Source organism: Pseudonocardia yunnanensis (assembly GCF_039534065.1).
Taxonomy (GTDB): Bacteria; Actinomycetota; Actinomycetes; order Mycobacteriales; family Pseudonocardiaceae; genus Pseudonocardia; species Pseudonocardia yunnanensis.
The window spans coordinates 126,593-134,386 of sequence record NZ_BAAAUS010000005.1 but is presented as its reverse complement, the minus strand read 5'-3'; the positions used below and the strand labels follow the sequence as shown (position 1 = coordinate 134,386).

At 67.4% G+C, this 7,794-nt stretch carries 7 protein-coding genes and 1 pseudogene; all 8 read right to left on the bottom strand.

Going from position 1 to position 7,794, the window contains the following annotated elements; all coding sequences use genetic code 11:
* Positions 1–636: hypothetical protein (locus tag ABD743_RS06240; RefSeq protein ID WP_344719734.1), on the bottom strand; the 636-nt coding region annotated here is incomplete at its 3' end.
* A 38-nt stretch (positions 637–674) separates the two neighbouring features.
* The gene (locus ABD743_RS06235; RefSeq protein WP_344719732.1) at positions 675–1,457 is read right to left on the bottom strand and encodes a hypothetical protein; all 783 of its coding nucleotides are present in this window, start codon (positions 1,455–1,457) and stop codon (positions 675–677) included.
* Between the two features lie 244 nt (positions 1,458–1,701).
* On the bottom strand, positions 1,702–3,906 hold the full coding sequence (locus ABD743_RS06230; protein ID WP_344719730.1) for a LuxR C-terminal-related transcriptional regulator: 2,205 nt from the start codon (positions 3,904–3,906) through the stop codon (positions 1,702–1,704).
* A 123-nt stretch (positions 3,907–4,029) separates the two neighbouring features.
* Positions 4,030–4,221, bottom strand: a pseudogene (locus tag ABD743_RS44400) (hypothetical protein); the annotation flags it as partial.
* 240 nt (positions 4,222–4,461) lie between these two features.
* Positions 4,462–5,298 carry an alpha/beta fold hydrolase gene (locus ABD743_RS06220; RefSeq protein ID WP_344719726.1) on the bottom strand — a complete coding sequence of 279 codons (837 nt, stop codon included), beginning with the start codon at positions 5,296–5,298 and terminating at the stop codon, positions 4,462–4,464.
* On the bottom strand, positions 5,295–5,768 hold the full coding sequence (locus ABD743_RS06215) for a MarR family winged helix-turn-helix transcriptional regulator (RefSeq protein WP_344719724.1): 474 nt from the start codon (positions 5,766–5,768) through the stop codon (positions 5,295–5,297). Before ABD743_RS06215 ends, ABD743_RS06220 begins: the two co-directional genes overlap by 4 nt.
* A gap of 47 nt (positions 5,769–5,815) precedes the next feature.
* The gene (locus ABD743_RS06210) at positions 5,816–7,036 is read right to left on the bottom strand and encodes an acyl-CoA dehydrogenase family protein (protein WP_344719722.1); all 1,221 of its coding nucleotides are present in this window, start codon (positions 7,034–7,036) and stop codon (positions 5,816–5,818) included.
* Between the two features lie 264 nt (positions 7,037–7,300).
* Positions 7,301–7,744: a pyridoxamine 5'-phosphate oxidase family protein gene (locus ABD743_RS06205; protein ID WP_344719720.1), complete on the bottom strand. Its 444-nt coding sequence runs from the start codon at positions 7,742–7,744 to the stop codon at positions 7,301–7,303.
* Positions 7,745–7,794: the final 50 nt, after the last annotated feature.

Below are 7,794 nucleotides of genomic sequence, written 5' to 3'. Positions count from 1 at the left end.
GTCCGGAGGCGGGACGTAGGCAAGCATCACATCAAGCGCCGCCTGATTGGCATCAGCAGCCTTGGCCAGTTCCCCGGCTGCTACGAGCTTGGTGGCCAACTGACGCAGCTGGTTGGTCATCGCAGTTGGGTGAATTCCGACTGTCAGCGAGCCGGTCGACAGCTCACCGGTGGTGGATGAGCCGGGCGGGCCAGGCTCGTAGCACAGCACCCAGCTGGTGATCTCGGCGTGCGCACCGGCGAAGACCTTGGTGAACTCCTCCGCGACGTCGAAGGTGACCCACCAGCGACCATGTTCGTCGATGCGTGACTCGGGGAGGATCGCGTCGATCGAGATTTGAAAGTCAGTGTTGTCGTCGGTGAAGACCTCGACTTCGGCGCTGATCTGCATCATCCGCACCGTCGCAGAGCTGGAGTGGATCACGTGCTGCTGCTCGGGCCGGCGCGGGTCGTACTGGGCAAGTATGAGCGGCGTTGGCACCGTCTGCCGCCGACGGTCGGTATTTCCATCAGCCCAGTCGTAAGAGGTGATCCCCGCGGTTGTGCGTACAACGGCGAGGGTGTTGTAGGGCGGGGGACCTGCTACCGGGATGCGCACCACAGGCTGCCCATCGATCAGCGGAAACTTGTAGGGCATACGTGCGTAAGCCTCTGCCGGAGTCGGAATTGGGCTGCTCATGCAACACGGACCGAAGTCGCGTGGAAATCGATAACTGCTGAGGGCTGCGCGACGCTCAGGGTCAGGATGTCGGCGGCCGGCGAGACGGTGCCAACCGATACATTCCCGGGCCCTCGAAGACCGCTCTGCTCCACGGTGACACGCAGTTGCCGCCCCTTGGGCGGTTCAGCGATGCGGTACGTCGCCCGGCAGGTGTCCTCGGCCACCGTGACTGACACGATCTCGCCGGGAGTGACCGGACGCAGGTGCTCCACTTCCCCTCCGAAGGGAGGGCCTCCCGGCGTCACGGTTCTCTCATTGGCCAGAATGGAAAATATTCCAGAGACCCCGGCGGGACCCGGCAACGGTGGGCGGAACCATGCAGTCGGCCAACTGATCGTCCCCGTGATCTCGCTCGCCACCACTCGGGTAGTCAGCACCACCTGGTAAGAGAAGCGATTGAGCGTCGATGGCTCACCCATCAGCGCGAGGTGCGTGATGAGAACAAGCTCGCCGGCCTCGTCGACTTCCACGCTCGCCTGGTCCGTAGCGAAAACGAACTCCGTGTCATCGTTGCCGATGCTCGCCAGTCCGACATGAACGGTTGACTGCTCCACCGTCCCTGCCGGCTCTCGCAACCGAAGCCGGCAAACCTCCCGATGGGCACTGTCATCGTCAATTTTCCATTCCGGCCGCGCGATTCCAGAGAGCACCACGATATGGCGGCCGCCGACGCCGAGGTCCGCCCTCAGTACCGAATGTCCCACTACATGCGCTGGCTGAGAGACATCTAAATCCATAGGTTTTCCCCTCTGGGAACTGGAACGCAAATGAGCCCAATGTCAAGGTGATGTCATCAGGGCTCGGACCATTAACGGCGTGGGGCATCACGGGTGCGGTGTATATCTCGCGTGGATGTCCACTCTTCCAGGTGAGCCTGCGCGGCGTCGCGCGTAGTCGACTACGCGTCTCTCGCCTCCGGCCGGATGCCTGGTGACATGCGGTGGAAACCAACGCAGCGGCCGTTCGGCGATCCGAACTCTGTCACCGGGACACGGGAGCACCGACCGTCATGGCGCCCGTACCCCTCCCATGACGATCACCGCTCGGCGGGCCGAGCAACTGCGCGAGCTCGGTGCGGGTACTGACACCGAGCCTTGTGCAGGCGTGGTAGATGTGACCTTCGACGGTGCGGACCGAGACGCGGAGCCGGTCGGCGATGTCCCGGTTGGACATCCCCGCCGCCACCATCCGGGCAATCTCGCGCTGCCGCTCGCTGATCGGTAAGGGCTGCTCGGCGGCGAGCAGCGCCGGGGTGCGAGCCCCCTCGCAGTCAGCCGCGAAATCCCTGATCCGCCCCGCTGCCCTGGCCATCACCTCCGGAGCGAGTCGGCTCCGTGCCAGGGCGTACGCCTGTGCGGCGGCATCGGCGGCCTGCAACATCAGTCCGGCCTCGGCAAACATGTCGCCCGAGGCGAGCAGTTCCGAGGGCTTCTGTCGAGCCCATGCGGCGGCGTGCGCGGCGGCGGCCATCGCGCGTGGAGTGCCGAGTCGGCGTGCGAGCTCGCCGAGTCGGTCGACCTGGCCGCGATCGCCGAAGCACACCGACGCGTGACGTGCCAGTACTTCGAACGCGCTCTGCCCGGACACCGCCGCAAGCGCACCGGCCTCCCGCGCGTGCCGGATGGCGTTGCTGGTCGTCCCCTCTGCCGCCGCGAGCCACGCCCTGGCCAACTCGAACTGTGGATCGAGGGCGATGATCGCCGGATGCCGGCTTGCCTCGGCCCGGCGGAGGGCTTCGCGGACCCCCGCCAGGTCCCCACCCATCCCGAGCGCCAGCGCGAGCCGCAACTCCATCATCGTGGTCCACCCGCCGCCATGCCCCGGAAAGTACGGCCGAAATTCGGTGAGCAGCGCGGTTGCTGTGCCGACACGGCCGCTGATCAGGGCGAGCCAGCCGTCGAGGTTCGGATAGAAGAACGCCTGGAACCGGCCGCCCATCGACGAAGTGAGCCGATCGATCGCCAGCCGGGTCTGCTCGACCTGGCCGGCCAAGCCAAGCCCCTGCACCTCCCACCAGGCGAGGTTGATCCGCAGCAAAATCGTTTCAGGTGAGCGAAGCGCCGCCCGGGCGCCGCGGGCCGCGACCGTCGACTGATCGGCGGCTCCTTCGAGGGCCTCCGCCGCGCCCAACGCCCATGTCGCGAAAGTCTCGCAAGCTGCCGAGATCCCGGGCGTATCGAGTGCCTGGCGTGCACTCGCCCGCCCCTCCCCGAGCCGGTTGCCCGCCACCGCGAACATCGCACGGATTCCCAGGAGTTCGCTACGCGCTCCGTGACAATCTGCGACCTCGTCCAGCACGGCTTTCGCGTCCGTCGGCCGGGCTAGAACCATACTCAGGTTCAGCGCTCTGGATTGCGCCACCCGCAGGCGCTGGGCATCGGTGCGGGCGTGGCCGCCGGCCTCGGCGTACTCCGCTTCGGCCCTTTCGCCCTCGTAGAGGTAGCTGAGCACGAATGCGTGCAGCAGTTGCGCCTCGAAGCCTGCTCCTGCGTCCCTGGCGGCACCGACCAGCCGCTCGGTCAGGTCCATGTCTGTCAGCAACGACGCCGTGTTAGCGGCAGCGAGGAACAATGCCGGATCAGCCGGCAGGTCGCTGTCCAGCGCGAGGACTGCCAGCCGCAACAGATCCGGGTTCTCGCCGGCCACGCGCAACGCTTCGACCAGATGACCTCGCAGCCGACGCCCACGCATCGAGCTCAGCCGGGTCCTGACGGCCTCACCATATAGCGGATGCGCGAGCCTGGCCGACCAGTGCGGGCCGTCGGGGCTCACCGTCACCAGGCTGCGGTCGACGCAGGCCTCTATCGCCGATTCGCCGGCCAGCGTCCGCAGGAGATCGACATCCAATGGTTCGCCCAGAGCGAGCAATTCGAGCACATGGCGCAGATCCTCCGGCAGACTGCCGATCCGCTCGTCGATCAGCGTGGTCAACGCAGGCCCCAGCCGGGGCCCACCCAATCGATGCCACACTCCGTCGACGCAGCGAAGCCGCCCGCCCGTTCGTTCCCCCTCGACCAGATGGCGCAGCCAGAGCATGTTGCCGGCGGTCTCGGTAAACAGCTGCCGTGCGGTCGTGGACTGGATCCGGCCGCCGAGCACTCGTTCGAGCAGTTCCGTGATGGCCGGTTCACCGATCGCCTCTACCTCCAGCCGGGGAAGCACGCCGTCTTTCCACAGCGCCGTCACCGCGTCCGGTGCGAGTTCTCCGGATCGCACGGTCACCGTCATCCGGCACACCCGGTGCAGCGCGAGCTGCAGCAACAACGTCGCAGATACCTCGTCGAGCAGGTGAGCGTCGTCCACGGCCAGCAGAATCTTCTGCCCACGCAACGAATCGTGCGCGGCCGCCAGCGCCGCCTCGGCGTTCTCCGGGACGACACCGAACAGTGGCTGGAAGGCGCCCAGCGGAATTCGCCGAGACGACTGGGTTGCCAGAACCCAGCGGACCTCGCCGTCGTCTCGCCTGGTCACCGCCGACCGGGCCAGCCGAGTCTTGCCCACGCCCGCGGCGCCGGCGAGTACGACACCACCCCTGCCCTCGAGAGCCGCCGCGATCAGGGACAGCTCGTCGTCACGACCGATGAGCGGCCACTCGGTCTCTTCCAGCCAGGACACGCGCAGATTCTGACGCCCGAGTTGATCGTTCACCGTTGGTGGGCTATCTCGACAAGGAGATTCTCCTGGTCTCGGAAGGACCAGTGCGGTGTGTCGAGCACGGTCTCGTGAAGCCGGGAGACTGAGCTACCCGACGGCGGTGAGAAACCTGCGCAGCGTGTCGTTGAACAGCTCGGGCCGGTCCAGGTTGGGCATGTGCCCGGAGCTCTCGATGACGGCGAGTCGCCCCGTCGGCACGATGTCGACGAGCTCACGGACCACGCGGACGTGGTCGGGAGAGTCGATCGCACCGACCACTCCGAGCACCGGCACCCCGATCTCCGCGGCCCGCCGGGCGGCGTCGGCGACGGGGGTCGGCGGCGGCCCGCCGTGCACGACGTGCGTCGTCAGCGTGTCGGTGATCATCTCCCGGCACAGCGCGACGACCGCAGGGGCGACGTCGGAGAACTCCCGGTACGGGCCGACGAGCCCGAGCTCAAGAAACGCCTCCGTCCACGCCTGTGCGTCGAGGGCGGCCTGCGCCGCGGCGAGCGCGGCGAGGCGCCCACGGGTCCACGGGTCGCTGAACATCCGCTCGTCGAGGGGCGCCATGCTGCTCGCGCCGGCGCCGCAGGAGACGACCGCCGTGACGAGCGCGGGGTGCTCCAGCGCGGTGTCCAACGCCGTGGCGGCGCCCATCGAGAGCCCGACGAGCACAGCGGACCCGAGCCCGAGCTCGTGCAACGCGGCTGCGACGTCGTCACACTGCCGGAACGGAGCGGTCGGCGTCGACGACGAGCCGTGCCCGCGCGCGTCGAGCCGGACGACGGTGTGGTCGGCGGCGAGCGCGAGCTGCGGCTCCCACATGCGCATGTTCATCGCGCCGCCGTGGAGGAACACCAGCGGAGAGCCCTCCCCGGTCAGCTCGTAGGCGATGTGGCCGCCCTCGACGGGAACCGTGCCGGTCAGGATCGTGCCGGTCATGACAACTCCTCGCTGATCGGGGGGATGTCGCTGGTCAACCGGGTGACACCGGTGGTGAGCGCGTCGAGCACGCGGATGGCCGCGCCGATGTCGTCAGGGTCGAGCCCGGACGCGATCGAGGCGAGATTGCGCAGCTCTGCCTCGTGAATGCGGTCGAACGCCGCGCGTCCAGCTTCGGTGAGCCTGACGAGCGGCGACCGCTTGTGCGCCGGGTTCGGCTCGGTGGTCACGAGGTCCAGTGCGAGCGCCTGGTCGACGAGGCGTTGGATCACCTGCCGCGGCATCGACAGCGTGCGACCGATCGCCGGTACCGGGGCGGCGCCCCCGACGTCGAGGGCTTCCAGCAGTGCGCGGACGCCCATGGTGATCTGCTCGTCGGCGAGCGCAGCGGTGACGGCCCTGGCCGACAGCAGATGCAGCGGCCGGACATAGCGGAGCACCGCATAGAGCTGTCGAGCGTCGGCGGGCATGAAATCAACGGTGTCAGATTGACATCGATGATGTCAATCTGCTTCGGCTAGACGATCGGGACGTGCTGTTCCGTGATGCCGAGGAGCGCCCGCCCGTAGATCTCCCTGTTCAGGGACGGCGACACCAACGCGTGCCTGGTGGCAGTGGTGAGGTCGCGCCAGTACCTCTGGAGAGCGTTGCTGCGTGCGAAGGCCGATGCCCCGCCCAGATCGAGAAGTCGTTCGACCGCCTCGCGGCATCGGAGCATGACGACGCCGGTATCCATCCTGATCCGGGCACGAGCTGCCACGTCCAGGTGATCGCCGCGAAGCGACGCGGCCTCGATGTCGTCGGCGGCCCGGTAGGCGTGCAGCTCGGCCGTGTCGATCAGCGAAGCGACATCCGCAACGGTCAACTGGACGCTCGGGAAGTCGATGGCGTCGGTGTAGGTCGAGCCGGTCACCGGCCTGCCCTTTTCCAGCATCGACATGACGTGCTCCAGCGCGCCACGAGCCATCCCGATGACCGGACCTGCGACCGACAACCCGAGCATCGACGGCACGGAGGTGCGGTAGACGCTCTCCAGGTCGTCCTGGGAACGCAGCGAATCATCCATCGCCGCCGCCAGCGGAAGGGTGCGGTGGGCCGGGACGAAGAGATCACGGACCGTGAAGCTGTCGCTACCCGTACCTTCCATGCCCGCCATGTCCCAGGTGTTCGTTATCGAGATCTCGGACGCCGGGACCAGGGCGAGTCGGAGATCGGGCTCGCCGGAGCCCGCCTGCTCGACGACCAACTTGCACACCAGCCACTGCGCCTGGTGGACGCCGGAGGCGTAATGCCATTCGCCACTGACCATGAAGCCGCCCGGCACGGCCCGTGCCGTGTTGGATGCGGACCCGTTGAGGCTCGCGCTCACGACGGCGCCGCCGTCCTCACCCCAGACCTCTTGCCTGGCCTCGTCGCCGAACAGCGACGCCATGTGCGCGGCACCGCAGTGGATCTTCCCCACCCACGCGCTCGAGCCGCAGCCACGGCCGAGTTCCGAGTACACCTCGATGATGGTGCGCACGCCGGCCTCGCGGCCACCGAACTTCCGCGGCGCCGTGAGCGTGTAGAAGCCTCCCGCACGCAGGGCCGCGTCCACCGGAGGAGCCAGGTCTCGCAGTCGCTCGGTCTCCGCCGCATGGGAACTGAGTAGCGGCACCAATTCCCGGGCTGCCGAGCGAAGTTCGGCCCGTTCGTGCGGATCGTTGAGATTATCGCATTCCGATACGGCACCATTCATGGCTCGAACCACCCGAAACACCCCCGTAGCACGGCACCAGAAACCGGCCGCAGCCGACCCGTACCGCGTCCAGTGAACCACAGACCTGAGCGGCCTTCACGGAAACCAGGGCGAATACGATTGAAGCAGAATGGCGCCAAACGCTCAGCCACGGGCATTACGGACGAACCACTGATCGCATTCTCGGGGTGCCATCGAGGCGGCCGCCGCGCAATAACCGATGCCGCGGCGGCCGATCGATCTCAACCAGTGCGAGTCATCGGGTCATCGCGTCATCGAGACCTGTGCGCCACCGACGGTGCCGCCCTTGACCTCGTCGACATCGATCAGGACGGCGACCCCGAGCCGCTCGGGATCGTGGTCCTGCTCCACCTTCGGGCTGGCGTCGAAGACGGCGCGCCGGGTGTCCTCGTCGCCGGCGACACGGGCACGTCCACTGACGACGTAGGTCGTACGGGAGTCCGCATCGCGATAGAGCAGCCCGATCGCGGGATTGGAGCCGATCGCCTCCACGATCCCGCCCTGGCTGTGCCGCACCCAGATCGCGAGCTGATCAACCGCGTGCACGTGAATGGACCCGCGCAAGGACATGTGCGGGCGATTGTCGAGCCCCACATAGCTGACCGTGAGCGGTTTGCGGTTCTCCAGGGCACTGTTGATGCGTTCGGCGATCTCACCGGTGAGCGCGATGCCTGACTCCGTTGCCATGAATCGTTTCCTTTCCTGGTTGTGATCGTGCGCCGTCGAGAGGAGGCCGG